The sequence below is a fragment of the Aeromonas sp. 2MA4 genome, assembly GCF_029237305.1.
Lineage (GTDB): Bacteria > Pseudomonadota > Gammaproteobacteria > Enterobacterales > Aeromonadaceae > Aeromonas > Aeromonas salmonicida.
The window spans coordinates 18,647-44,412 of record NZ_JAACFY010000008.1; the positions used below are offsets into that span (position 1 = coordinate 18,647).

28 protein-coding genes are annotated in these 25,766 nt (G+C 57.2%); 8 read left to right on the top strand and 20 right to left on the bottom strand.

Going from position 1 to position 25,766, the window contains the following annotated elements:
* Positions 1-4: 4 nt before the first annotated feature.
* Together GWQ31_RS10160 and GWQ31_RS10165 are read left to right on the top strand one after the other, a co-directional pair.
* Positions 5-496 (top strand): phage tail protein, encoded by a 492-nt coding sequence (locus GWQ31_RS10160; protein ID WP_275909284.1) that lies wholly within the window; start codon positions 5-7, stop codon positions 494-496.
* Positions 496-1,656, top strand: coding sequence for a phage late control D family protein (locus GWQ31_RS10165; RefSeq protein ID WP_275909285.1), 1,161 nt, complete (start codon positions 496-498; stop codon positions 1,654-1,656). The genes GWQ31_RS10160 and GWQ31_RS10165 overlap by 1 nt, the downstream gene beginning before the upstream one ends.
* Before the next feature lie 145 nt (positions 1,657-1,801).
* On the opposite strand, the gene GWQ31_RS10170 is transcribed toward GWQ31_RS10165, so the two are convergent.
* The 6 genes from GWQ31_RS10170 to rppH form a co-directional block, all read right to left on the bottom strand.
* Positions 1,802-2,206 carry a hypothetical protein gene (locus GWQ31_RS10170; RefSeq protein WP_265422198.1) on the bottom strand — a complete coding sequence of 135 codons (405 nt, stop codon included), beginning with the start codon at positions 2,204-2,206 and terminating at the stop codon, positions 1,802-1,804.
* Positions 2,203-3,393 carry a Na+/H+ antiporter NhaA gene (nhaA, locus tag GWQ31_RS10175; RefSeq protein ID WP_275909286.1) on the bottom strand — a complete coding sequence of 397 codons (1,191 nt, stop codon included), beginning with the start codon at positions 3,391-3,393 and terminating at the stop codon, positions 2,203-2,205. The genes GWQ31_RS10170 and nhaA overlap by 4 nt, the downstream gene beginning before the upstream one ends.
* A 224-nt stretch (positions 3,394-3,617) precedes the next feature.
* Complete coding sequence (gene thyA / locus GWQ31_RS10180; RefSeq protein WP_275909287.1) at positions 3,618-4,412, bottom strand: thymidylate synthase; 795 nt, start codon at positions 4,410-4,412, stop codon at positions 3,618-3,620.
* Complete coding sequence (lgt, locus tag GWQ31_RS10185; protein ID WP_275909288.1) at positions 4,409-5,236, bottom strand: prolipoprotein diacylglyceryl transferase; 828 nt, start codon at positions 5,234-5,236, stop codon at positions 4,409-4,411. Before lgt ends, thyA begins: the two co-directional genes overlap by 4 nt.
* A gap of 67 nt (positions 5,237-5,303) precedes the next feature.
* Positions 5,304-7,583, bottom strand: coding sequence for a phosphoenolpyruvate--protein phosphotransferase (gene ptsP, locus GWQ31_RS10190; protein WP_275909289.1), 2,280 nt, complete (start codon positions 7,581-7,583; stop codon positions 5,304-5,306).
* A gap of 12 nt (positions 7,584-7,595) precedes the next feature.
* Positions 7,596-8,123 carry an RNA pyrophosphohydrolase gene (gene rppH / locus GWQ31_RS10195; protein WP_005313497.1) on the bottom strand — a complete coding sequence of 176 codons (528 nt, stop codon included), beginning with the start codon at positions 8,121-8,123 and terminating at the stop codon, positions 7,596-7,598.
* 733 nt (positions 8,124-8,856) lie between these two features.
* Between rppH and mutH the strand changes: the two genes are divergently transcribed.
* Together mutH and GWQ31_RS10205 are read left to right on the top strand one after the other, a co-directional pair.
* Positions 8,857-9,531, top strand: coding sequence for a DNA mismatch repair endonuclease MutH (gene mutH, locus GWQ31_RS10200; RefSeq protein WP_275909290.1), 675 nt, complete (start codon positions 8,857-8,859; stop codon positions 9,529-9,531).
* Positions 9,532-9,614: 83 nt separating this feature from the next.
* Positions 9,615-9,938, top strand: a complete 324-nt coding sequence (locus tag GWQ31_RS10205) for an isoamylase early set domain-containing protein (RefSeq protein ID WP_005313501.1) — start codon at positions 9,615-9,617, stop codon at positions 9,936-9,938.
* Between the two features lie 128 nt (positions 9,939-10,066).
* Here GWQ31_RS10205 and rplS read toward each other — a convergent pair whose 3' ends face one another.
* From rplS to ffh, 5 genes are all read right to left on the bottom strand, one after another.
* The gene (gene rplS / locus GWQ31_RS10210; protein WP_005313505.1) at positions 10,067-10,414 is read right to left on the bottom strand and encodes a 50S ribosomal protein L19; all 348 of its coding nucleotides are present in this window, start codon (positions 10,412-10,414) and stop codon (positions 10,067-10,069) included.
* Between the two features lie 32 nt (positions 10,415-10,446).
* Positions 10,447-11,196 (bottom strand): tRNA (guanosine(37)-N1)-methyltransferase TrmD, encoded by a 750-nt coding sequence (gene trmD / locus GWQ31_RS10215; RefSeq protein ID WP_271787468.1) that lies wholly within the window; start codon positions 11,194-11,196, stop codon positions 10,447-10,449.
* Positions 11,197-11,230: 34 nt separating this feature from the next.
* Positions 11,231-11,752: a ribosome maturation factor RimM gene (gene rimM, locus GWQ31_RS10220; protein WP_005313510.1), complete on the bottom strand. Its 522-nt coding sequence runs from the start codon at positions 11,750-11,752 to the stop codon at positions 11,231-11,233.
* A 24-nt stretch (positions 11,753-11,776) separates the two neighbouring features.
* A complete protein-coding gene (gene rpsP, locus GWQ31_RS10225) occupies positions 11,777-12,025 on the bottom strand; it encodes a 30S ribosomal protein S16 (RefSeq protein ID WP_021141082.1) in 249 nt (82 codons plus the stop codon).
* Positions 12,026-12,204: 179 nt separating this feature from the next.
* Entirely contained in the window at positions 12,205-13,584 is a 1,380-nt protein-coding gene (gene ffh / locus GWQ31_RS10230) for a signal recognition particle protein (protein ID WP_042467608.1), read from the bottom strand.
* A 298-nt stretch (positions 13,585-13,882) separates the two neighbouring features.
* Here ffh and ccsA point away from each other — a divergent pair, with 298 nt between their 5' ends.
* Both ccsA and GWQ31_RS10240 read left to right on the top strand, forming a co-directional pair.
* Positions 13,883-14,674, top strand: coding sequence for a cytochrome c biogenesis protein CcsA (gene ccsA / locus GWQ31_RS10235; RefSeq protein ID WP_275909291.1), 792 nt, complete (start codon positions 13,883-13,885; stop codon positions 14,672-14,674).
* A gap of 39 nt (positions 14,675-14,713) precedes the next feature.
* The gene (locus tag GWQ31_RS10240; RefSeq protein ID WP_021138818.1) at positions 14,714-15,994 is read left to right on the top strand and encodes a CNNM domain-containing protein; all 1,281 of its coding nucleotides are present in this window, start codon (positions 14,714-14,716) and stop codon (positions 15,992-15,994) included.
* 31 nt (positions 15,995-16,025) lie between these two features.
* On the opposite strand, the gene GWQ31_RS10245 is transcribed toward GWQ31_RS10240, so the two are convergent.
* On the bottom strand, positions 16,026-16,499 hold the full coding sequence (locus GWQ31_RS10245; RefSeq protein WP_034523613.1) for an Rrf2 family transcriptional regulator: 474 nt from the start codon (positions 16,497-16,499) through the stop codon (positions 16,026-16,028).
* A gap of 111 nt (positions 16,500-16,610) precedes the next feature.
* On the opposite strand from GWQ31_RS10245, the gene hmpA reads away from it, so the two are divergent.
* On the top strand, positions 16,611-17,804 hold the full coding sequence (gene hmpA / locus GWQ31_RS10250) for an NO-inducible flavohemoprotein (protein WP_169046788.1): 1,194 nt from the start codon (positions 16,611-16,613) through the stop codon (positions 17,802-17,804).
* A 96-nt stretch (positions 17,805-17,900) separates the two neighbouring features.
* Here the strand turns inward: hmpA and GWQ31_RS10255 are convergent, their stop codons facing one another.
* The 6 genes from GWQ31_RS10255 to GWQ31_RS10280 all read right to left on the bottom strand — a co-directional run bounded on the left by GWQ31_RS10255 (position 17,901) and on the right by GWQ31_RS10280 (position 22,928).
* Positions 17,901-18,491, bottom strand: coding sequence for a flagellar protein MotX (locus GWQ31_RS10255; RefSeq protein ID WP_265455256.1), 591 nt, complete (start codon positions 18,489-18,491; stop codon positions 17,901-17,903).
* A gap of 457 nt (positions 18,492-18,948) precedes the next feature.
* On the bottom strand, positions 18,949-19,884 hold the full coding sequence (gene mdh, locus GWQ31_RS10260; protein ID WP_017411604.1) for a malate dehydrogenase: 936 nt from the start codon (positions 19,882-19,884) through the stop codon (positions 18,949-18,951).
* Positions 19,885-20,105: 221 nt separating this feature from the next.
* Entirely contained in the window at positions 20,106-20,768 is a 663-nt protein-coding gene (gene artM, locus GWQ31_RS10265; RefSeq protein WP_219615105.1) for an arginine ABC transporter permease ArtM, read from the bottom strand.
* A 2-nt stretch (positions 20,769-20,770) separates the two neighbouring features.
* Complete coding sequence (artQ, locus tag GWQ31_RS10270) at positions 20,771-21,421, bottom strand: arginine ABC transporter permease ArtQ (protein WP_017411605.1); 651 nt, start codon at positions 21,419-21,421, stop codon at positions 20,771-20,773.
* Positions 21,422-21,424: 3 nt separating this feature from the next.
* The gene (locus GWQ31_RS10275; protein ID WP_005313547.1) at positions 21,425-22,162 is read right to left on the bottom strand and encodes a transporter substrate-binding domain-containing protein; all 738 of its coding nucleotides are present in this window, start codon (positions 22,160-22,162) and stop codon (positions 21,425-21,427) included.
* A gap of 25 nt (positions 22,163-22,187) precedes the next feature.
* Positions 22,188-22,928 (bottom strand): ATP-binding cassette domain-containing protein, encoded by a 741-nt coding sequence (locus GWQ31_RS10280; protein WP_005313549.1) that lies wholly within the window; start codon positions 22,926-22,928, stop codon positions 22,188-22,190.
* 201 nt (positions 22,929-23,129) lie between these two features.
* Between GWQ31_RS10280 and argR the strand changes: the two genes are divergently transcribed.
* Entirely contained in the window at positions 23,130-23,600 is a 471-nt protein-coding gene (argR, locus tag GWQ31_RS10285) for a transcriptional regulator ArgR (RefSeq protein ID WP_005308670.1), read from the top strand.
* A gap of 103 nt (positions 23,601-23,703) precedes the next feature.
* On the opposite strand, the gene GWQ31_RS10290 is transcribed toward argR, so the two are convergent.
* Both GWQ31_RS10290 and GWQ31_RS10295 read right to left on the bottom strand, forming a co-directional pair.
* On the bottom strand, positions 23,704-24,609 hold the full coding sequence (locus GWQ31_RS10290; RefSeq protein WP_099991596.1) for a Dyp-type peroxidase: 906 nt from the start codon (positions 24,607-24,609) through the stop codon (positions 23,704-23,706).
* Positions 24,610-24,697: 88 nt separating this feature from the next.
* Positions 24,698-25,732, bottom strand: a complete 1,035-nt coding sequence (locus tag GWQ31_RS10295; protein ID WP_087756510.1) for an ABC transporter ATP-binding protein — start codon at positions 25,730-25,732, stop codon at positions 24,698-24,700.
* Positions 25,733-25,766 lie beyond the last annotated feature (34 nt).

Genomic DNA, 25,766 nt, shown 5'->3' on the forward strand with positions numbered 1-25,766 from the left:
CACCATGATGATGACCCTGGGCTGGTTCGTGTTTATGCGCTCGACCGTGGCCCCCCAATCCCAACAAGATGAATGGGCATGGCGCCACCCGGGCAATAACCGGGTCGGCGCTCGCCCGGCTTATCAGTTCCTCGGCCCCGATGATGAAACCAGCACCCTGAGCGGGGTGCTGCTGCCCGAGGTGACCGGCGGCCCCGTCTCCCTCGACATGCTGCGCCAGATGGGTGACAGCGGTGAAGCCTTCCCCCTGATCCAGGGCGATGGCGTGATGCGTGGATCCTTCGTGATAGAGGGCATCAGCACTACCCGTACCGAGTTTTTCGACGATGGCGCAGCCCGCAAAATTGAATTCACCATCAAGCTCAAGCGGGTCGATAGCAACGACAGCTCCCTCGGCAACACCTTGCTGGGCCGCACCGCTGGCAACCTGCTCGGCCGCCTGGGTGTGGGCAAACTGATCGGCAGTGTCGGCAATAAACTAGGGGGGCTGTTCTGATGGGCGCCTTTGACCAGTTCGGCAGTCGTCTGGCCGACAATCTGGGCATCACCAACCCGCTCGACGCCCTGCGCCAAGGCCATCCGGTACCGGCTTACCAGGTACTGGTCGATGGCAGTGACATCTCGGCCGCCATTCGCCCGCGCCTGATGTCGATGACCATCACCGACAACCGGGGCTTCACTGCCGACACCATCGAGATCACCCTCGATGACAGCGACGGTCAGCTCGACATGCCACGCCGTGGCGCCACCCTGCGCGCCTTCATCGGCTGGCAGGGCAGCGCCCTGGTCGACAAGGGCACCTATAAAATTGACGAGGTGGAACACAGCGGCGCCCCCGACGTGCTCACCCTGCGTGGCAAATCGGCCGATTTAAGCGGTGAAATGAACAAACTACGCGAGCGCAGCTGGCACTATGAAACCATCGGCGCCATCGTGGACGTACTGGCCACCCGCTATGGCCTAGTCCCTACAGTAGGTGATGTGTTCAAGGGGATGATGATCGACCACATCGACCAGACCAACGAAAGCGATCTCGCCTTTCTCACCCGCTTGGCGACTGAGCAGGATGCCATCGCCACCGTCAAGTCTGGCCGCCTCATGTTTATCAAGGCCGGTCAGGGCACCACCGCCAGCGGCCAGCCACTGCCGGCCATCACCATCACCCGCCAAGATGGCGATCAGCACCGATTTTCAGTGGCAGACCGTGACGCTTACACCGGCGTGACGGCCTACTGGCAAGACAACAAGGCCGCCGAGAAAAAGAAAATCGAGGTGAAGCGCAAGAAGAAGACCAAGCCGAAACCGGAGCGGCCCCTGCCACCTGGCGTGGTCGTCAACAAGACCGAGCGTGAACTGCTGATCGGCAACAGCGACAATGTCAAAGTGCTGCGCCACATCTACACCAGCGAGCGCAGAGCAGCCAACGGAGCCAGGGCTGCATGGGAAAAGCTGCAGCGTGGGGTAGCCGAGTTCGACATCACCCTGGCCAAGGGCCGCCCCGAGCTTTACCCCGAACAGCCCACCACCGTCAGGGGCTTCAAACCCGACATCGACGCCGCTCCTTGGCTGCTCACCCAGGTGGTGCACGACCTCACCAATCAGGGTTACACCAACCGCGTACAGCTCGAAGTGAAGCTGGAAGAACTGCCAGAATGAAAAATGGCGGCAGAGCCTAAGCCCTGCCGCCACTATCGATCATCAAACTCCCTGCCGCCACTTTGCCGCCACAAACCAAGAACCAAAGCTCAAGCAACTGAAAGTAAAGGCATTTTCAGCACATAACCACTAGAGGTGATTGTAATTAAGGTGTGACATCCGATGGGATTCCCGCTTTACGCGGACTCCGGTAGCAGCTGAGTTCAGCCGCCAGAATGTCATACATGTCGCTGATCGAGTCAACCTTGTTTGCAGTGAAGTTCGCCTGCAGTGTGCTTTTGAGATGGGCCTTGTCCGGCATCCGCTCACCGCAATAACGCTTGTTGGACTGCTTGACCATCTCACCAGCCCGGCTGCTCAGCGCCCGCTCGGCGAAGGTCTCACCAAACTTGGCCTTGGCCTGCTTGTCTCCCAACATGAGCGCGCTGTCGACCACACCGTTCAAATAGGCAGAGCAGCTCGCCGATACTGCATCTTGCTTGCAATCCTCCAGACTGCCGGCCCAAACAGCCGGACTCATCAGTATCATTAACCACCCATATTTTCTCATAACCCCTCCGTGCTTTGATCCGCTTCCCGGTTGGGAAGCGACATCCGCAAGGCGAGATAACCGACGACTGCCGCCAGCGTGGACCCCACCAGGATCCCGAGACGTGAATAGCTGCCGTAATCCAATCCGCCATGCTCGAACGCCAGCGATGCAATGAACATCGACATGGTAAAACCGATACCACACAAAATGCTGACGGCAAAAATCTGCTTGAAGTTGACCCCGCTCGGCAATTGAGCAATGCCCAGTTTGACCGACAGCCAGCTGATGGTGAATACCCCAAGCGGTTTGCCCACAAACAACCCGAGCATGATACCCATTGGAACCGGACTCAGCAGGGAGGACAAACCGATTCCCTCAAGGGAAACCCCGGCGTTGGCAAAGGCAAACAGCGGCAGGATCAAATAAGCACTCCAGGGATGCAAAGCATGCTCCAGATGCTTGAGCGGTGAGGCATAGCGCTTGCCGTTGAGCGGGATCATGAAGCCCACGATCACGCCAGCCAGGGTCGCATGGACGCCAGACTTGAGCACCGCAACCCAGAGTACCAATCCGACCAGCATGTAGAGGCCAATCCTGTCCTCGCCACGACGATTCATCCACAGCAGAGTCAGGGTCGCAAGGATGCCAACTGCCAGTGCCTCCAGCGACAGCTGCTGGGTATAGAAGAGCGCTATGATGATGATGACCCCAAGGTCGTCCATGATGGCCAGCGCCAACAGGAATACCTTGAGGCTCACCGGCACCCGCTTGCCGAGCAGCGCCATCACCCCGAGGGCAAAGGCGATGTCGGTCGCAGCCGGGATCGCCCAGCCAGCGCGCGCCACTTCATCCGAATAGTTGAAAAAGGCGTAGATCAAGGCCGGAGCCAGCATGCCGCCCACCGCCGCGATGGCCGGAAAAGTCGCTTGCACCCGAGAGGAGAGCGCCCCTTCCAGCATTTCACGCTTCACTTCCAGACCAACCAGCAGGAAGAAGATCGCCATAAAGCCATCGTTGATCCAGAGCAACAGCGGCTTGTTGATATCAAGAGCTGCGATTCGCACCTGTACCGGCGTATCCAGGAACGCCTGATACCCACTCGCCAGACCCGAGTTGGCCAGTATCATCGCCAGCACGGCCGCCATGATCAGAATGATTCCGGAGGCGGCCTCCAGCTTAAGAAATTTTTTGAATACATCACTCATGGTTAAATTATCCTCGGCATTGCTTTGATTTGAGTCTATATCCCATAACAATTAATGGAAAATCGTTTCTTACTGCTAAATACAACGGGAAAACCGAGAATATAATGGAGGGGCATCTGCGATTTGCCGGTTCTCGCCGTCCTCTGTACGACAACGGCTCAACCGATGAAATGAATTTCAAACTGTATTGATATATGAAAAAGGCGCCCCGGGGCGCCTTTCGATCAGATGGCGACGGGCGCCTTGATACCGGGATGGGGGTCATACCCCAGGATTTCGAAATCCTCGAACCGATAGTCGAAGATGGAATCGGGCTTTCGCTTGATCGCCAGCTGAGGCAAGGGCCTCGGCTCACGAGAGAGCTGCAGCGCAGTCTGCTCCATATGGTTGGAGTAGAGGTGCACATCACCCCCGGTCCAGACGAAGTCGCCCACTTCCAGATTGCACTGCTGAGCCATCATGTGAGTCAGCAGAGCATAGCTGGCGATATTGAACGGCAGGCCGAGGAAGACATCACAGCTACGCTGGTAGAGCTGACACGAGAGCTTGCCATCCGCCACGTAGAACTGGAAGAAGGCGTGGCAGGGAGCCAGCGCCATTTTGTCCAGTTCACCCACGTTCCAGGCTGAGACTATGATGCGGCGCGAATCCGGATTGTGCTTGATGTCATCCACAGCCCGCTGGATCTGATCGATGACAGCGCCGTCGGCCGCCGGCCAGGAGCGCCACTGGGCGCCATAAACCGGGCCCAGATCGCCATTCTCGTCGGCCCACTCATCCCAGATGCTGACACCCTGCTCTTTCAGATAGGCGGTATTGGTGTCGCCATTGAGGAACCAGAGCAGCTCGTGAATGATGGAACGCAGGTGACATTTCTTGGTGGTGACCAGCGGGAAACCCTGCGCCAGATTGAAGCGCATCTGATGCCCGAACAGGGAGACGGTACCAGTGCCAGTCCTATCGGACTTGACGGTGCCCTCATCCAGGATCTTCTGCATCAGGTCGAGATAAACCCTCATTGCTTGACCTCCTTCCCGGCATTACCGAACAACTGCGGACGCTTGTAAGCAGCCCAGACCATCAGGGCTCCGGCGACAATCATGGGCATAGACAGGATTTGGCCCATGCTGATCTCCTGGAAATAGAGACCAAGCTGGCTGTCCGGTTGGCGTACAAACTCCACCAGGAAGCGGAACAGACCATAACAGAACAGGAACAGGCCGGAGATGGCGCCACCGGGCGGGTTCTTGCGCCAAAAGAGATTCAGGATAATGAAAAGCACCACTCCTTCCAGCGCGAACTGATAGAGCTGGGAGGGATGGCGCGGCTCGGGCCCAGCCTCAGGGAATATGATGGCCCAGGGCACATCGGTCACCCGTCCCCACAGCTCACCGTTCAGGAAGTTGCCGACACGACCCACACCCAGACCAAACGGAATGAGCGGCGCCACAAAGTCGGCCACAGTAAAGAAGTGACGCTTGGTCTTGTGGGCAAACCAGATCATGGCGGTAATGACACCGATCAGGCCACCGTGGAAGGACATGCCACCGGTCCAGATCTTGAACAGGTAGAGGGGGTCGGCCAGGAACATGTCGAAGTTGTAAAACAGTACATAACCAACCCGGCCACCGAGGATCACCCCGAGGAAGCCGTAAAACAGCAGGTCAGAGACCTCGTTGCGGGTCCAGCCGCTGTTCGGTGCATCGGCGCGACGTCCCGCCAGCCACATGGCGAAGGCGAAACCAAACAGATACATGAGACCATACCAGCGTACCGATAGTGGCCCCAAACTGAATGCTACAGGATCAACCTGCGAGAAAACCCAATATCCATCGTGCTGCATATGCGGCCCCAGTCATTAGAAAAGCCGCATTTTCCGATCATTCGTCAGCAGGGACAAGGCATGATTATCAATCAGTCTGTTTCGTTTTGTGACCGGCCCGCAGCAAGCCGCCCAAACCGTGCTCTTCCAGATAACGAGCGAACAAGCCACGCAGCACATGGGGATTGTCGTGCTTCAGGCCATCAGCCATCAGCGCAGTCAACTCGCTCAGGGTGGATTGACGCAGCACATACTTGATTCTGGAGATGTTGTGGGTGTTCATACTGAAGCGGCGATACCCCATGGCCAGCAACAGCAGTACGCCAACAGGATCGCCCGCCAGCTCGCCGCACACAGACACAGGTTTCTGGTAACGATGGGAGGCATCGACCAGCAGTTGCAGGGCGCGGATCACAGCAGGATGGAAGGCATCGTAGATGTTGGCAACGCGGGCATTGTTGCGATCCACTGCCAGCAGATATTGGGTCAGGTCGTTGCTGCCCACCGACCAGAAGTCGATGAGCGGCGCCATCTCCGGCAGGATATAGAGAGCGGAGGGCACCTCTATCATCACCCCCAGGCTGGGGTAGCGGATCACCGCATCGCGGCTGGCCGCCTCTTCAGATACTTCCCGCCAAGCTTGATCGAGCAGCCGGCGGGAGGCCTTGATTTCACTGACGCTGCTGATCATCGGCAACATGATGGCCAGATTGTCCAGCCCTTCGCTGGCCCGCAGCATGGCCTTGAGCTGTACCAGGAACAGTTCGGGGTGATCCAGCGTGAGCCGGATCCCCCGCCAGCCAAGGAAGGGATTTTCCTCGACGATGGGGAAATAGGGCAGTTGCTTGTCTCCCCCCACGTCCAGGGTCCGCATGCAGACAGGGCGATTGCGATAGGTTTCCAGAATGCCGCGATAGCGCGCCGTCTGCTCCCACTCTGAGGGGAAGCTGTCTTGCAGCATGAAGGGGATCTCGGTGCGATAAAGCCCGACCCCGTCCGCCAGATGATTGAGGGAGATCTCGGTATCGGCACTCAGCCCCGCATTGAGCAGCAATGACACCGGGGTACCGTCGGCAGTTTCCGATGGCTGGTTGTCGACGCTGCGCACCAGCGTATCCAGCGCCCGCTCCTCATTGAGCAGTTGCCGATACTCGGTCAGGATCACCTGATTGGGCTCGATGAAGAGATCGCCGCTGTAGCCATCGACCACCAGCATGCGACCGCCGATGTCGCCGAGCGGCAGATCCACCCCCATGATGGCCGCCACCCCCATGGCGCGGGCCAGTATGGCGGCATGGGAGTTGGTACCGCCCTTGAGCGATACCACACCGGTCAGGTACTCTCGCGGCACCTCGGCGAGGATGGTGGCCGTCACCTCGTCGGCCACCAGCACCACAGGCTCGCCGACCGTGATGTGTTCGGGTTCATTCTGCACCAGTCGGCTGATGAGCCGCTGGGCTATGTCCTTCACATCGGTGGATCGCTCCTGCAGATAGGGGTCTTTCATCCCCTTGAACTGCTCGATCAACCGGTCACTGATGAGCTTCACCGCTGACACGGCCGTCCAGTGCTCTTTGCTGACCTTGTTGCGGATGGGCTTGATGTAACCGGGGTCATTGAGCAGATGCAGGTAGATGTCGAAGATGGCGACCGAGTCCTGGCTGTAGCTCTCGCGAAAACGCAGGGCCAGACTCTCCAGATCGTGGCGCACCACTTCCACTGCCACGTTCAACCGTTCCAGCTGCTTGGCGTGCTCCTCATCCTTGCGCGGCGTGATGGCGCTGAGTTCCTTGCGAGGCCGCCACACCCAGGCCTTGGCCATGGCGATGCCACTGGCGCCGGCGATACCACGCAGTGGCTTGCTCCAGTCAGTTTTCTGCAACCAGCCCTTGGCCTGGGCCTGGGCGATGCGCGCGGCCAGCTGGGCTGCCAGCGTCACCATGAAGGACTCCTCCCCCTCATCGAAACGGCGGCTGTCTTTTTGTTGCACCACCAAAATGCCCACCACCTGGCGCTGATGCATGATGGGAGCGCCGAGGAAGGAGCGGAACGCCTCTTCCGCAACATCGGGCAGGAACTTGAAACTGGGGTGGGAGGGAGCATCGGCCAGGTTGATCAGCTCTTCGCGCTGGCCCACCAGGCCGACGATACCCTGCTCGAACGGCAGGGTTGCCTTGCCTACCGCCGACTCGGCCAGACCATCGGTCGCAGCCAGTCGGTAGCGGCGCATGTCCGGCTCGGACACATAGACGGAACAGCAGTCCACCGTCATGGCCCGCCGGGTCTGGCTGACCAATGCCTGCAAAGCCAACTCCAGAGTGTTGGCTTCGGCCATGCTTTCGACGATGCGTCTGAGATCCGTCAGCAACGAATTTGCTCCTTAGCGAGAGCGGTTGCGCCGCCCATCTTTCCGATTTACTTGCACCACAGGCACTGGCATCGCCAACGGGGCAAACTCCGTCATCACCCGTCGATAGACTTCCCGCTTGAAGGAGACAACCTGGCGTACCGGGTACCAGAAACTGACCCAACGCCAATCATCAAACTCGGGGTGACCATGACAGCCGAACTGGATCCTGGACTCCCTGCCCGGATCCAGCTGTAGCAAGAACCATTTTTGTTTTTGGCCAATACAGACCGGTGAACTGTCCCAACGAACAAGGCGTTTTGGCAAGCGGTACTTCAGCCAGTTGCGACTGGTGGCCATGATGGTCACATCCTCGGGCTTGAGGCCTATCTCCTCATACAGCTCACGATACATGGCCTGTTCTGGCGTCTCACCGTCATCAACTCCTCCCTGCGGAAACTGCCAGGAGTGCTGCCCATAGCGCTTAGCCCACAATACTTGCCCGTCACGGTTACAGATCACGATTCCGACATTGGGACGAAACCCGTCGCCATCTATCACGTGATCACCTTATAAAGGCTGAATCTATAAGGAGATTGTTCCACATTCACTCCGTGGCAGCAAACAAGGACTGCAATCCCCCACGCATGAATAACTTTCAATTTCAAGCCGACTTATGAACAAATCCAAGGATCAAGCCCCGCAAGTTGCCCACCCAGACTGTGCATAAGCCTGTTAGCAAGCGGGTATATACAGTAGTTTTGGTTATCTACTCTAAATTAAGCATCAGCATACAGCATGGTGATAAAAACAAAATATGTATTTAAATACATGGTGTTGAATGAACAGTGCTGGATCAAGATCCATGCCTTTCCCCGCCGGAGATCCGGGATCCCGATTGTGAACAAGTTCAACTGTTCAAAGATCCACCACGGCCAATTTATCCACAGGAGTGGCACACTATCTGCCCTGCCATCGCAGCAAAAATCGGTGCAGTTTCACATTTTTTTGTAACAACACCCTGACTATTACCACTTTACGGCAGTTATCCAAGATTTCTGTGGATAACTGTGTGCAACAGCATGAGCAAACCCTTGGACAACTATTTCAACTCGGGATCTTGTGCCGGGAAGATCTGCACTATAAAGACAAACTCTTTAAAAATCATTATGATAAGTCCTCACCTACAAAACGCCCCCCCCTGTGCAGCCCCCTGCCAGGAACGGTTATAAAAACAGCGATCCTCATCAAGGATCAGACTTGCTAAAATAATTCCCCTTTGCAGGAGTCATTCATGCCCACCAATCCCCAGTCAGAACAGGAACTGCTGGCCCGTGCCGACGCCATGGCTGGCTTCTCGCTGGCACAGCTGGCCACCGATGCAGGCATTGCTGTCCCTCGCGATTTGAGGCGGGACAAGGGCTGGGTCGGTCAACTTATCGAGTGGCAACTCGGGGCCAGCGCAGGCAGCAAGCCGGAGCAGGACTTCCCCGAGCTCGGCATCGAGCTCAAGACGATCCCCATCGATCCTTATGGCAAGCCGCTGGAAACCACTTTCGTTTGCGTAGCACCACTGATCGGCGTCAGCGGTCAGCGCTGGGAAGAGTCGAATGTGCGTAACAAGCTCTCGCGGGTACTCTGGATCCCGGTGGAGGGTAGCCGTGACATCCCCGTAGGAGAGCGCCGGATCGGCATGCCGCTGATGTGGAGCCCGAGTGAAGAGGAAGATAAATTGCTGCGCCAGGACTGGGAAGAGTTGATGGACATGATAGTGCTGGGAGAGGTCGAGCAGATAAGTGCTCGCCATGGTCAGGTGATGCAGTTACGCCCCAAGGCAGCCAACAACAAGGCGCTGACCCGTGCCATCGGCCGCAATGGTCAGCCAATTTTGACACTGCCACGAGGCTTTTACCTCAAGACAGGGTTCACTCATGGCCTGCTGCAACGACACTTTGCCCTGCCCCTTTGATCTCCGTTATAAACATCCTTGTCATAAAGTGATATAAAAATGGCCAGCAGCTATTTCTTCGCAATCAATGACAAGGAGGCGTCATGCCGATCAACAAGCAATTTCTCAAGTCCCGCCCCGAGGTCAAGGTGACCTTCGCGGTGGAAAAAGAGGCTGCAGGTGAAGCTGAGCAGGTATTGCTGCTGGGAGAGTTCAGCCAGTGGCAACCCATAGAGCTCAAACGGATGAAGAGCGGGGAGTTCAGGACCACTCTCAACCTGCCCACCGATGGCCCCAGCCATTTCGAATACTGCTACCAGCTGGTGAAACCGAACGGAGAGACGCTCTACGACAACGACTGGGAGGCGGACGACTATGTGCCAGGCCCCTTCGGACGGGACAACTCTGTGGTACGGGTCAATCAGTAAGCTGCGGTCAGAACGCTGGCGTACGGTCAGGATCCTGAACAGCGGACACAAAAAAGGCTCGCCATTGGCGAGCCTTTTCACTACCTGTCGAGCTATTTGCCGACATATCGACACCAATTCGAATCGAATTAGTTGAGCTTCTCTTTGATACGAGCAGCTTTACCGGACAGGTTGCGCAGGTAGTACAGTTTGGCGCGGCGAACATCACCACGACGCTTCAGTTCTACACTGTGGATCAGCGGAGAGTGAGTCTGGAATACACGCTCAACACCTTCGCCATTGGAGATCTTGCGAACGGTGAAAGCAGAGTGCAGACCGCGGTTACGCTTGGCAATAACGATGCCTTCGAAAGCCTGCAGACGCTCTTTGCCACCTTCTTTAACACGAACTTGAACACGTACGGTGTCGCCCTGGGCAAATGCCGGGATGTCGGTACGCAGTTGCTCTTGTTCAAGCTGCTGAATAATCTTGCTCATTGTCTTTCCTTACCTAGGATAAACTGAAAACTCTACTTAACGCTGTCACGCACTTCGCGGACATACTCGGCAAGAAGTAATTCTTGCTCGTCAGTCAGAGCTAGGTTGTTAATAAGTTCCGGCCTTCTTTGCCAGGTTCGTCCGAGCGACTGTTTGAGACGCCAGCGCCTGATCACTTCGTGATTGCCGCTTGTCAGCGCCTCGGGCACCGCCAATCCATCCAACAACTCCGGCCGAGTGTAGTGGGGATGATCCAGCAAGCCATCCGTGAAGGAGTCTTGCTCGGCACTGGCCTGATCACCCAAAACCCCAGGGACCAGACGCGAAACCGCATCGATCAGGGTCATGGCAGGCAACTCGCCACCACTTAACACGTAATCCCCGATAGACCACTCTTCGTCGACTTCGGTTTGTATCACGCGTTCATCGATACCTTCGTATCGACCGGCTACCAGAATCAGTTTCTGATTCGTCGCCAACTCGGTTACGCCCGCTTGAGTCAGCTTGCGTCCCTGAGGAGAGAGATAGATGACTTTCGCCCCGTCTCCCGCCGCTTGCTTGGCTGCATGAATCGCGTCACGCAGCGGCTGAACCATCATCAACATGCCGGGCCCACCACCATATGGACGATCATCGACCGTACGATGTTTGTCGTGGGTAAACTCCCGGGGGTTCCAGCACTCAATCTGCAGCAGGCCACTCTTGACGGCCCGACCCGTTACCCCGTGCTCGGTAATAGCTCGGAACATTTCCGGGAAGAGGCTAATCACCCCAATCCACATAAGAAACCTCCGGCACTCGTGTTACCGCGGGAAACTAGAAACCAGGATCCCAATCAACTTCGATTGTTCGAGCAGTCAGATCAATATGCTTGATCACCTGCTCTTCCAGGAACGGAATCAACCGCTCCTTCGCGCCAAAGGCATCTTTTACATTGGCCTCAACCACCAACACATCGTTGGAGCCGGTTTCCATCAATTCGGTCACCTTGCCCAGGTCGTATCCCTTGGTGGTCGATACCGAGCAACCGATAAGGTCACGCCAGTAAAACTCACCTTCAGGCAACGCAGGCAACAGATCAGCGGGTACGCCAATCTCGACATTGGTCAATGCCAGGGCATCTTCACGCAGATCGATACCATCGATCTTGCAAATCAGACCCTTGTTGTGACGTTTCCAGGCCGAGACCTTGAGTTCACGCCACACCCCGTTCTGATTGATCATCCAGGGGTTGTAATCGAAAATCGCTTCGGCAACATCGGTGAAGGAGTTCACTTTAAGCCAGCCCTTGATGCCATAAACGGTACCCAGAGTGCCCAGAACTACAGGTTTTTCCACCTTAACTCCTTACCGTTGGGCTGATTAAGCAGCTTTGGCAGCGTCTTTGATCAGCTTGGCAACGCGGTCAGAAACAGCGGCACCAGTAGCAACCCAATGCTCGATACGAGCCAGGTCCAGATTCAGCTTTTCAGCAGAACCAGAAGCGACCGGGTTGAAGAAACCAACGCGCTCGATGAAGCGACCGTCACGGGCGCAACGGCTGTCAGAAACTACTACCTGGTAAAACGGACGCTTTTTCGCGCCACCACGTTGTAAACGAATGGTTACCATATCGTCCTCATAAACATCTAATGAACAAGGCCTGCAAATACGCAGACCCTAGCTTAAAATAAGCCGCGTAATTCTACTTGGATTCGTAATAATTGCAACCAAGCCAGCTATTTTTTGCGCAAGGGTTGGCATGAAAAAGGCTCACCTCGGTGAGCCTTTCTGCCTGACAAGCAGGAAAATCAGAACGGACCGCGACCACCGCCACCAAATCCGGGCGGCAGCATGTTCTTCATCTGCCCCATCATCTTGCGCATGCCGCCCTTGCCGGACATCTTTTTCATCATGCGCTGCATTTCGGTGAACTGCTTGAGCAGCTTGTTCACGTCCTGCACCTGCATGCCGGAACCCGCAGCGATGCGGCGCTTGCGGGAACCCTTGATGAGATCAGGATGGGCACGCTCCTTGGGCGTCATGGAGCTGATGATGGCCTCCATCCGCACTGTGAGCTTGTCATCCATCTGATCTTTCACGTTATCCGGCAGGCCGGACATACCCGGCAGCTTGTCGAGCATGCCCATCATGCCACCCATGTTGCGCATCTGGGCCAGCTGTTCACGGAAGTCTTCCAGATCGAAGCCTTTGCCACTCTTGACCTTGTTGGCCAGTTTGGCGGCCTTCTCCTTGTCGACCGTGCGCTCCACTTCCTCGATAAGGGAGAGTACATCGCCCATGCCGAGGATGCGGGAAGCGAGGCGATCCGGATGGAATGGCTCCAACGCGTCTGTCTTCTCACCCATACCGATGAACTTGACCGGCTTGCCGGTGATATGGCGCACGGAAAGGGCGGCACCACCACGGGCGTCACCGTCGGCCTTGGTGAGGATCACGCCGGTGAGCGGCAGCGCCTCGTTGAACGCCTTGGCAGTGTTGGCGGCATCCTGACCCGTCATGGCATCCACCACGAACAGGGTCTCGACCGGCTTGATGGTGGCGTGGAGATGGATGATCTCGTCCATCATGTCGCTGTCGACGTGCAGACGACCGGCGGTATCCACGATCACAACGTCATAGAACTTCTTGCGCGCCTGATCGATGGCTGCGGTGGCGATATCAACCGGTTTCTGGCTGGCATCACTCGGGAAGAAGTCGACGCCGACATCGCTTGCCAGGGTTTCCAGCTGCTTGATCGCCGCAGGGCGATAGACGTCGGCACTGACGACCAGCACTTTCTTCTTGCTTCGCTCTTTGAGCAACTTGGCCAGTTTACCAACCGTAGTGGTCTTACCGGCACCCTGCAGACCTGCCATCAGTATGATGGCGGGCGGCTGGGCAGCGAGGTTGAGCTGTTCATTGGCCTCCCCCATCACAGAGACCAGCTCGCCGTGCACTATCTTGATGAAGGCCTGGCCCGGGCTCAGGGACTTGGCTACTTCCTGGCCCACGGCACGTTCTTTCACGCGGGCAACGAAGTCACGCACTACCGGCAGGGCGACGTCCGCCTCGAGCAGCGCCATGCGCACTTCGCGCAAGGTATCCTTGATGTTTTCTTCGGTCAGCCGGCCACGGCCACTGACATTGCGCAAGGTGCGCGAGAGTCGTTCAGTCAAATTCTCAAACATGACGCATTCCGGTTCTTGGCGTAACAAATAGGGGGATTATACCCCAGTCAGCCCTGTGAGGACGATTATTCACCGCTCGTGGCGCTCATCAGCCAGCTAACGGGCAAGCTTAACAAATGGGGGCATTATAATACCTCAGCCAGCGTGAGGTAGCGCTGGAGGACAATTATTCACCGCGCAAAGCGGTAGCCTGCTGCCTATATATGGGCAGATCGGCGGTAGCACAACTGGCGAGCATATCTTGTGCAAGGTATACTGCCACTCCTGTTCCAATCGCTTGTTCAACAACGACCTGGTTATGATCGTGATCTCTATTCTGGCCCTGGCATTCTATCTGCTCGCCATCGTCGCCTCGCTGCACCTGCTGCTCAATGCCAAACAAGTCGGGCAAGCGCCCCTGTTTGCCTGCATAGGACTGGCTCTGGTCGCCCATGGCGCGTCTGTGGCCAGCGAAGTGCTGGTGACCCATTCCGGCCAGAATCTCAGCATGCTCAACGTCGCGTCTCTGGTCAGCCTCATCATCAGTTGCTTCATGACGTGCGTCACCCGTCGCTTCAACGGCTGGATCCTGCTGCCCGTGGTCTACAGTTTTTCAGCCCTGCTGCTGGCCGCCAGTGCCCTGATACCGGGTCGCTATATCACCCATCTGGAAGCTCATCCCCAGTTGCTGCTGCATATAGGTCTCGCGCTGATGGCCTATTCGGTGCTGATGATCGCCTGCCTGTTTGCACTGCAACTCGCCTGTCTGGACCGTCAGTTGAAATCCCGCAAGATCAGCCAGCTACCGTCAATGCCTCCCTTGATGACGGTAGAGAAACGGCTGTTCCAGCTGATTTCGGCGGGCCTGTTTCTGCTGACACTTTCCATCGCCTCCGGTCTGTTCTTTCTGGAGGACATGTTCGCTCAGGGTAAATCCCACAAGGCAATCCTCTCGATCCTTGCCTGGTGCGTCTATGTATTGCTGTTATGGGGTCACCATACTCGTGGCTGGCGTGGTCGCAGGGTCATTACCCTGAGTTTTGTCGGCAGTGTCATCCTGACGCTGGCCTATTTCGGCAGCCGCTTCGTGAAAGAAGTGCTGCTGAGCTGATATTCACTTTTACTCACCTAGCCCCAACAGGAGCCCTTTTTGGACAGCATCTCAACGAGTACACTACTGATTGTCCTCGTTATCTTGATCTTTCTATCCGCTTTCTTCTCCAGCTCCGAAACCGGCCTGATGTCCATCAACCGCTACAAGCTGCGGCATCTGGCACAGACCAAACACAAAGCCGCACGCCGTGTCGAGCAACTGCTCGCCCGCCCTGATCGTCTGCTGGGCCTGATCCTGATAGGCAACAACCTGGTCAACATCTTCGCCTCGGCCATCGCCACCATTGTCTGTATCCGGCTCTTTGGCGATCTGGGTGTTGCCATCGCCACCTTCGGTCTGACCCTGGTCGTGCTGGTATTTGGCGAAGTCACCCCCAAAACCCTGGCGGCCATGTTCCCCGAAAGAATTGCCTACCCCGCCTCCTGGATCCTCAAGGGGCTGATGGTGCCGCTCTACCCCTTCGTCTGGCTGATCAACGGCATCACCAGCGGCCTGCTCAAGCTGCTGCGAGTGACGCCCAACAAGAATGATGCTCTCAATACCGAGGAGCTGCGCACCATAGTCAACGAGGCCGGAAGTCTCATCCCCCAGCGCCATCAGGAGATGCTGCTCAGTATCCTGGACCTGGACAAGATGACGGTGGAGCACATCATGGTGCCACGCAGCGAAATCTACGCCATCGACATCAACGATGACTGGAAAAGCATACTGCGCCAGCTGGCCCACGGCGCCCACACCAAAATACTGCTCTATCGAGACAACATCGATGACGTGGTGGGCTTTCTGCACGCCCGCGATGCGCTGCGGCTGATGGCCAGGGATCAGTTCAACAAGTCGAGCCTGCTGCGGGAAGTGGACGAGATCTACTTCATCCCGGAAGGGACGCCGCTCAACGTGCAACTGGCCAAGTTCCAGCGCAACAAGGAGCGGATCGGCCTCATTGTGGATGAGTACGGTGACATTCAGGGGCTGATCACTCTGGACGACATCCTGGAGGAGATAGTGGGCGATTTCACCACCACCATTACTCCCGCGCCCAGCGAAGAGATCCATCCTCAACCGGACGGTTCTTTCCTGGTGGAAGGCTCGGCCAGCATCCGCGAACTGAACAAGGAAATGAACTGGCAACTGCCCATCGACGGGCCGAGAACCCTCAATGGCGCAATTCTGGAATATCTGGAGGAGATCCCCCAGCCCAACATCAGCCTGCGGCTGGCTGGCTATCCCATCGAGATCATGGAAGTAGAGAACAATATGGTGAAGATGGCGCGGATCATGCCAGATTTATACCGCAACGTATCGGGTTTCGAAGATTGAAAAAAGGCTGCCGATGGCAGCCTTTTTTATCTCACTCATTCTCGTCGTCAGGCTCTGGTTCCAGCACCAGGGTCGGGATCAGCTCACCGAACACCTTCTGCAGCTCGTCGCGATTGGCCAGCAGGTCTTGCAGCGTGTAGCTGTCCATCACCGCCAGGAAGGCGTTCATCGCCTCCTTCAGGGCGCTTTTCAGCAGACAGACAGAGACGATATGGCAAACGGGCGAGTTGCAGTCGATGCCGTCCAGGTTGCCCTCCAGCGCACGGATCACCTGGCCAATATTGACTGTCTCTGGCGCGCAAGCCATGCGGATCCCGCCATTCTTGCCCCGCTGTGACTGCAGATAACCCAGCTTCACCAGCTGATTCACCACCTTCACCATGTGGTTGCGAGAGACGTCATACAAGGCGGAAACCTTGGCCACGCTCGACAATTCCCCCTGTGGCAAGGTCGCCAGATAGAGCAGGGCTCTCAATCCAAAATCGGTATAGCTAGTTAGTCTCATAGGGCCTGTGTCGCATCACGCGGAAAATTGATTATTGATCCAGATCAAATAAACATCTAGGATGCAGCTTATTAAGTGACATTTTAAATGTTTAATTAGAAAGGACCCCTTATGTTAGATCAAGCCACCATCGCCGTCATCAAAAGCACCATACCTTTGCTCGAATCGGCGGGCCCTGCACTCACCCAGCACTTCTATCAGCGCATGTTCAGTCACAACCCCGAGCTGAAGGATATTTTCAACCTGGCTCACCAGCGCAGCGGCGGCCAACCGCTGGCCCTGTTCAACGCAGTGGCGGCTTATGCCAAGAACATCGACAACCTGGGGGCCCTGGCAGGTGCAGTAGAACGTATCGCCCACAAACACACGGGCTTCATGATCCAGCCGGAACAATATCACATTGTAGGTAGTCATCTCTTGGCCACGCTCAAAGAATTGGGCGGAAGTGCAGTCACCGACGAAGTGCTGGATGCCTGGGGCAAGGCTTATGGGGTACTGGCCAGTATTTTCATCGGCCGGGAGAGCGAGATCTATCAGGAGAAGGCGAGCGAGATCGGTGGCTGGCAAGGCCCCCGCCCCTTCATCATCAAAGAGAAGCGGGTCGAGAGCGAGCTCATCACTTCCTTCATGCTGGCGCCGATCGATGGCAAACCCGTGCTGCATTTCAAGCCGGGCCAGTACCTCAGCATCCAGCTCAACCACCCGGAACTGGAATATCAGGAGATCCGTCAGTACTCCCTCTCCGATGCACCCAATGGTCGCGATTACCGTATCAGCGTCAAGCGCGAGCCGCAGGGTCAGGTTTCCAACCTGCTGCATGACCATCTGCAAGTCGGTGACAAGGTGGACCTGATGCCGCCAACCGGTGATTTCTTCCTGCAAGCCAGCTCCAACACCCCAGTGGTGCTGCTCTCCGCCGGCGTGGGCCTCACCCCCATGCTGAGCATGCTCAACCAACTGCTTAGCACGGGCCATGATACCGATGTCTGCTGGCTGCACGCTTGTGAACGGGGTTCGCTGCATGCCTTCAAGGAGGATATCCAGCGCAAACGCCAACAGCACCACAAGCTGCAGAGCCGGGTTTGGTATCGGGAGCCAAGTGATCAGGATGAGCAAGGGAAGGACTACGACTTCAGCGGCACCATGGACTTGAGTCAGGTGTCCGGGTTGCTGGTACCGCAGGCCCACTACTACTTCTGCGGCCCACTCGGCTTCATGCAGGGGATCAAGACACAACTCAGCTCGGCGGGTATCCCGACCGAACAGTTGCACTACGAAGTTTTTGGCCCCCACCAGGATCTTTAATCGGGGTTGCACCATATAAAGCAGTGAGGACCCGGCCTGTCATGGCACGGCGGCCGGATCCGGACCCACAGGTGAGAGCCTGTGGGTCCTTTTTATTTAACGCATCGCCTTGGCACGGGCAATGGCGTTGGCAGGCATGCGGTTGCCCAGTCGATTCAGCAGGCTGGTCGCCTTCTGATGCTGGGCCTTGTCACCAATGACAGTACTGTGCAGCCAGTGATACGCCTCTTCATAATCCAGCGGGCTGCCCAGCCCCTGCAGCAACATCTCGACCCACTCTATCTGTGCCCGTTGAAACCCCAGACTGGCCGCTTCACGCATCAGGGTTTCGGCCTTGAGCAGATCTTTTTGCACCAGGGTGCCCTTCCAGTAATAACGGCCCAGCTGTTCCAGCGCAGGTGCCAACCCCTGATTGGCTGCATCCCACATGAATTTGACCCCGAGCTCCGCATTGGGCTTGATGCACACTCCCCAGGCCAGCATGTCTCCCCACAGGAACTGATAGGCAGGCACCTTCATTACTTCGGCCCGCACCTCGATATCCTGGGTGAGCTGGCATCTGTCCTGTTTTACCTGCTGTAAATGACGCCCCTGCTCAATCCAGTTGAGCAACTCGTCCTGACGATAGAGGGGCACAGCCTGCAGGTTGCCGCTGTCATCTACACCGCTCGTCGGCGTACTGGTCATGGGTGGACTGGTTGGAGAAAGTCCGCCATCCGACGCGGTGGCAGCCGCAGCTGATGAGGCCTGCGCCATTGAAGGAGCGACTGGCAGTGGTGCTGCTGGCCCGGCTGCAGACACCTCAGGCTGATATGACGCGACCGGTCCAGCGGCGGAAACCGCAGGCTGAGATACAACCACCGGCTCGGCGGCGGAAACCGCAGGCGGGGATGCGGTCGCTGACTCTGCCACGGAAACTGCACTGCTTGCCGTAGGTGCGGCGGCGGATACCTGTGGCTCCGCGCCCTGTGCCTGGGTCGTCAGCAAACAAGCAAGGCCAAAAAGGGGAAGGGGTTTCATCATAAGGTTCTCCTGCTGCTCTCTATTATCGGCAGCCAGGCCCATCCCCTTAGCCCGTCACCGTCAGCACCCTGCAGCAATGACAAAGGGGAGCCGAAGCTCCCCTTTTTGTCAGCCATGCGGCTTACTTGACGAACTCGACACCCAGCTGGATATCGGCTTTCAGAGTGGCCAGCATGCCCTCCATCGCCTCTTGCTCGAAGGCACTCAGCTTGCCGTAGTCCAGCACGGTTTCGACGCCATTCTTGCCCAGCAAGATGGGCTGTGCGAAGAAGGTAGCGTGCTTGCCATCCCCTTCCACATAAGCGCACTCGATGACGTTGGCTTCGCCCTGCAGACCCTTGATGAGGGACAGGCCAAAACGACAGGCAGCCTGACCCATGGAAAGTGTGGCAGAACCACCACCGGCCTTGGCTTCAACCACTTCGGTGCCGGCGTTCTGGATACGCTTGGTCATGGCTGCCACTTCTTCTGCAGAGAAGGAAGCCCCTTCGATCTGGGACAGCAGCGGCAGTATGGTCACGCCACTGTGGCCGCCGATCACGTTGACACGCACCTTGTCGACATTCAGACCCTTGGCGTCGGCCACGAAGGTCTCGGCGCGGATCACATCCAGGGTGGTGACGCCAAACAGGCGACGCTTGTCGTAGACACCGGCTTTTTTCAGCACTTCAGCCGCGATGGCGACAGTGGTGTTGACCGGGTTGGTGATGATGCCGATCAGCGCTTTCGGGCAGGAGGCGGCACATTTTTCGACCAGATTCTTGACGATACCGGCGTTGATATTGAACAGATCGGAACGATCCATGCCGGGCTTGCGCGCCACACCGGCGGAGATCAGCACCACATCGGCGCCGACCAGAGCGGGGCTAGGATCTTCACCGCAGAAACCTTTTACTTTCACGTCAGTCGGGATATGGCTCAGATCGACCGCCACACCCGGAGTGACAGGGGCTATGTCATACAGGCTCAGTTCGGAACCAGCAGGGAGGCGGTTTTTCAACAGCAGAGCGAGGGCTTGGCCGATGCCACCGGCGGCACCCAGAACGGCAACTTTCATGATCAACTCCATGTTTAAGCGTAGGTTTAAGGTTGTTTCTTGTTGTGGGCCCAACCTTAATGGATCCCCCCATAAAAAACAATCTGATAACAGTTGCAATCACGGGTTCTGTGAGCCAATAAACAGGCGGCGCATAAAAATGGGGGGAAATGCAAAAAATCAGAGGAGAAGCACAGATTTCCCGCATTTATACCTACCACAAAGAGGTAGATCTACCGAGCTCAGGCCTGGAATGCCAGGGCTCGCAGTTCACACCAGCGAAACCCAATTGTTAACAATCCGTTCATGGTCAGGTAAAGCGCACCGGCCACAGTGAACACAGCCAGGGTGTCATAGGTCTGGGCGTTGAGGCGCTGGGCCAGACCCATCACGTCCATGATGGTAATGGTGCTGGCCAGTGAACTGCCCTTGAGCACCAGGATCACCTCGTTGGAATAGGCAGGCACCAGTCGCCGCGCAGCATGACGCACCTTCATCCACAGGGTCTGCCCGGCCGAAAAGCCGAGGGCGCGGCACGCCTCCACCTCACCGGACGGAATGGCATCGAGCGCCCCCTTGAACAAGCGGGTTGAATAGGCCGCAGTGTTGAAACCAAGGGCCAGCACGGCGCAGAACCAGGGCTGCTTGAGCAGCGGCCAGAGCGGTCCTGATTTGAGCCACTCGAACTGTCCCGGTCCGTAGTAGATGAGGAAGATCTGGATCAGCAGCGGCGTGCCGGTGAAGATCAGCACCCACAGCTGTACCAGCTGGGTCGCCACCGGAATGCGCTGCTCCAGCACCCATGTCATGGCAGCCGCCATCAGTACGCCGAGCAGCAGACTGAGAGCAGTTAATTGCAAGGTGATCGCCAGACCACCAAGCAGAGTCATGAAATAGTCCTGCATGGTCAACCTCCGTAGCGGCGGGTATAGCGGGCAGCCTGCTTAAGGCCAAATTCACTCACCAAGCTGATGGCAAGATAGATGAGGGCCGCGGCAGCATACCAGGTGAAAGGTTCATAAGTGCTGGCCGAGGCCATCTGGGCCTGACGCATCATCTCGTTCACCCCTATGAGGGAGACCAGCGCCGTATCCTTGAGCAACACCAGCCACTGATTGCCGAGGCCCGGCAGGGCATGACGCCAAGCTTGGGGCAACACGATGCGAAAGAAGATGTGCCCCTTGCCAAGACCGAGCGCCAGCGCCGCCAACCGCTGTCCGGCGGGCACCGCATTGAGCGCCGCGCGCAGAGTCTGGGTGGCATAGCTGGCAAACAGCAGAGAGAGTGCAAGCACGCCACAGGCGAACGGACTGAACTCCACATACTCGCCTGTGATGAGAAACAGCACCTGGGTCGAGCCGAAGTAGATGAACAGCACCACCAACAGCTCGGGCAAGCCACGGATCAAGGTGGTCAGTGTAGCCACAGGCCACACCAGCCAAGGCTGCTTACTCAGCTCGGCGGCGCTCAATCCCAGCGCCAATACCATGCCACCGACCAGTGATGCCAAGGCCAGCCCGAGGGTCATCCAGGCTGCATCCAACAACAGGCTCAACATGGCTTACTGCGCGAAGTATTTGTCGAAGATTTTCTGATAGGTGCCGTTGGCCTTGATTTCGGCCAGCCCCTTGTTCAGCTGGGTCAGCAGCTCCAGGTTACCCTTGGCCACTGCGATGCCAAAGCCGGTACCGAAGTACTTGGCATCGGTCACAGGCGCACCGATCACGACATACTCCTTGTGCTGCTTGAGCCAGTCGGCAGCGACTGCAGTATCGGCAAACACACCATCGGTGCGGCCATTCATCATGTCGAGGAAGGCACTCTGGTAGCTGGCATAGGGCACGGTCAGCAAGCCTTTGCTGATCCAGTTATCCACCAGATAGGACTGATGGGAGGAACCATTCTGCACGCCGACCGTCTTGTCGACCAAGTCTTCCGGTCCCTTGAAGGTCCCTTTCTTGGCCACGAACACGGCTGAGTTCTCGTAATAGATGTCGGAAAAGTCGACCTGGGCTGCCCGCTCCGGGGTCACATCCATGGCTGCAATGGCAGCGTCATAACGACGGAACTTGAGGCTGGGGATCAGGCTGTCGAAGGCCTGGTTGTGGAAGCTGCACTCCAGCTTGACCTGGGTACAGATGGCACGGGCCAGGTCGATGTCAAAGCCCTGAAACTCGTTTTTGTCGTCCAGGTATTCGAACGGTGCATAAGTCGCCTCGGTGGCGAACTTGATCTCTTTGGCCAGCACAGAGGTGCTCAGCAAACCCATGGCAGCAACCAGCAACAGACTCTTTTTCATGACAGCTTCCTTATCGATTTGAATATCAATGCATCAAGAATTCGGCAAACCGGCTGGTTTGCGGGGATTGGAAAATGGCGGCGGTGCCGGACTCGATGATCCGCCCCTTTTCCAGATAAATCACCTGACTGGCCACCTTGCGGGCAAACTCCACCTCGTGGGTCACCACCACCTGGGTAATACCTGTCTGGCCCAGATTGCGGATGATCTCGGCCACCTCTTTGGTGATCTCGGGATCGAGTGCAGCCGTCGGCTCGTCAAACAGCAGCACTTGCGGATCCATCATCAGGGTACGGGCAATGGCCACCCGTTGCTGTTGACCACCCGAGAGGCGGGCAGGCCAGGCATCACGCTTGTCGGCCAGTTGCAACTGGGTCAACAGGTAGGCACCCTTCTCGATGGCCGCGGCCTTGCTCATGCCGAGCAACTTGACGGGTGCCTCTATGAGGTTCTCCATCACGGTCAGATGTGGCCAGAGATTGTACTGCTGGAACACCATGCCTACCTTGCGACGCAGTGCCTGTGCCTGACGGTTGAATTCGGCAGCAGACAGGCCGGACGGGAAAGAAAATTCACTTTCACCGATGCGCAATACGCCGGCATCCGGCGTGTCCAGCAAGTTCATCATGCGTAGCAGCGAGCTCTTGCCAGCACCGCTCGGGCCCAGCAGCACCAAGGTTTCACCGGGCTCAGTCCGAAAGCTGACATCTTGCAGTACCGGCACTTTGTGCCAGGATTTTGCGATACCGATTAGTTCAATACCCATACAGCCCAATTGAATAAGTTTTCAAAATTTCGTCCCGATTTTAGCCCCAACATGGGGGGATGCAAGCTAATTTTGAATCAATATGCAGAACAACCGCCGCTTCCTTGCAAAAATAGGCACATGAATGCAAAATGGGCACGCTGTTCATATCTGCCGCCTGAGCGTGACAGGCAGCCACACCTCCTCATTCGTGAGTCCAAGATGAAACACAACGACAAGCAAGAAAAACTGGCCAAGGCCTTTAAAGCCTTGCTGAAAGAAGAACGATTTGGCTCCCAGGCAGAGATAGTGACTGCCCTGCAAGAGATGGGCTTCGAAAACATCAACCAGTCCAAGGTATCGCGCATGCTGAGCCGCTTCGGCGCCGTTCGCACCCGCAATGCCAAGATGGAGATGGTTTACTGCCTGCCGGTGGAACTGGGTGTACCCACCACTTCCAGCCCGCTCAAGAACCTAGTACTCGACGTCGACCACAACGGCGCCCTGGTCGTGATCCACACCAGCCCGGGTGCAGCCCAGCTGATCGCCCGCCTGCTCGACTCACTCGGCAAGGCAGAAGGGATCCTCGGCACTATCGCCGGTGATGACACCATCTTCATCACTCCGACCAGCGACACCGATATCGAAGAGCTCTATCTCTCCGCCCTCGAGCTGTTCGAACAGACCCCTTAATGTCAGCCAATGCGCAGGCCACCGCCTACTAGCGGTACCGCCAGAACGCAAAATCCCGGCCAAGGCCGGGATTTTTGTTTTCTGCGCACAGGTAAATGCTGACTTATTGACCCTGTGCCACCAGAAAATCTTCCGAGGGGGCAAAGAAGGCCGCACCAGTCACTGCCGTGGTGAAGCGCAGCAGGTGATCGAAATGGCCGCCCTCCCCCTTGTACATGCTGGCCATCATGGCATTGAAGTGCAACGGCGTGCGGCAGCAGGAGATGAAATAGAGTCCCTGCTCCGTCATGGTTCCCCAGGGCATGCTCTGACGCAGTATCTCCATGGATTCACCCTTGGGCGTCTTGAGGTTGACCCGCTTGATATGGGAGGTCAGCGGCTTGTCGGCCGACTCGTATTCGATGTTGTCGCGCTTGGTGCGGCCAATGATATCTTCCTGTTCCTTCAGGGCGAGCTTCTCCCAGTCGCTCATGGCATGTACCCAACGCTGCACATGGACATAGGAGCCACCGGCAAACTCGCCACCCTCAAGCAAGGCCACCTCAGCGCGGTGTTCATCTTGCGGGTTCTCAGTGCCGTCGACGAAGCCGGTCAGGTCCCGGCAATCCAGATTGCGGAAACCACGCACCTCTTCCACCAGCGCCACCAGTCCGGCCAGCAGCGCCATCACCCTTTGACCGGCGTGATGCAAAACATCGACCCGATCGGCACGCAATTGCACGAAGAGGTCGAACGGCGTATTTGGCGCCTGCTGACCGTTGGCTGATTGCGTCATAAAGCCGCGAAACTGGGGCGGACGGGCCACAGGGTAGAGGTCATCCCAGGCATCGGCGCCGACGGCGACCAGGCCAGTGAAACCGGCATCGGGGAAATCGGCGGCAACCGCTTCCCACAGGGCAGGCAAGCTGGCCAGACGGGCAACCAGTGCGGTCGCCTCTCCTGTGCGATTGAACATCAGATAGAGGGCGTGCAGATTCGGCTCTGCGCAGATCCCGGCTTGGGCTTTCATTTGTCTCTCCCCTGTATAGGCATTAGCGTGGTGCGATTATAAACCAGAGTGAATTCAATTCATTGATTTCATAACGATATCAAGTGGTTCACTGCACTGGTTCAAACAACACCAACCCATGGGGAGCGACCTTGACCCGAGCGCGATCCCCGCCGAGTGGCTCACCTATGCTCGCCTCCAGTCGCTGACCGCCACACTCGAACAACACCCGACAGTGATGACCGAGAAACTGCTGCTCCAGCACAGTCAGTTCGCCGTCCACGACGGCCTCCAGCAACAGTTGCTGGGGTCTGAGCATCAGTTGCAGCAGCTCGCCCAGGTTGCGACCATGAGGCTCGCTGCCACAGATAACCCCGAGCGCCGTCTGCACGCAGTGACTGTCCACCACCTCGGCGGCCAGATAATTCACCCCGCCCAAAAACTCGGCCACGAAGCGGTTCTGCGGGCGGCGATAAAGCTGCTCCGGCTGTCCCACCTGCTCGATATGACCAGCCCGAAACAGAGCCAGCCGGTCGGCGAAGGCAAACGCCTCCTCCTTGCTGTGGCTGACGAAGATGGCGCCGATCCCCTGCTGCTTGAGCAGGGTGCGGATCTCGAGGATCAGCTTCATCCGCACCTGGGTATCTATGTTCGAGAAGGGCTCATCCAGCAGCATCAACTTCGGCTTGCACACCAGAGCGCGAGCGATGGCAACCCTTTGCTGCTGCCCGCCAGAGAGTTGATGGGGATAGCGATCTCCCAGCCCCTGCAGCTTGACCAGCGTCAGCGCCTCCTCCACCTGCTGCTGACGGGCGGAGCGGTCAAGGCGAGTCAGCCCGAAACCGACGTTGTCGGCCACCGTCAGATGGGGGAAGAGGGCGTAATCCTGGAAGATCATACCGATGTTGCGCGCCTCGGGTGGCACGCTGACGCCCGGCCCATCCAGCAGGGTAGCACCGAGGCGGATCTCCCCTTCGGCCAGCGGCAACAGGCCTGCAATGGCCTTGAGCAGCGTGGTTTTACCGCAGCCACTGGCCCCCAGCAGACAGACAATCTCGTTGTCGGCCACCGACAGAGACAGCTGCTCCAGCACATTGCGACCGTTATAACGGCAACTGACGTTCTCAACCTGCAAGCAAGACACGGCTGACTTCCTCATATTCTTTTGATTCAGGCCG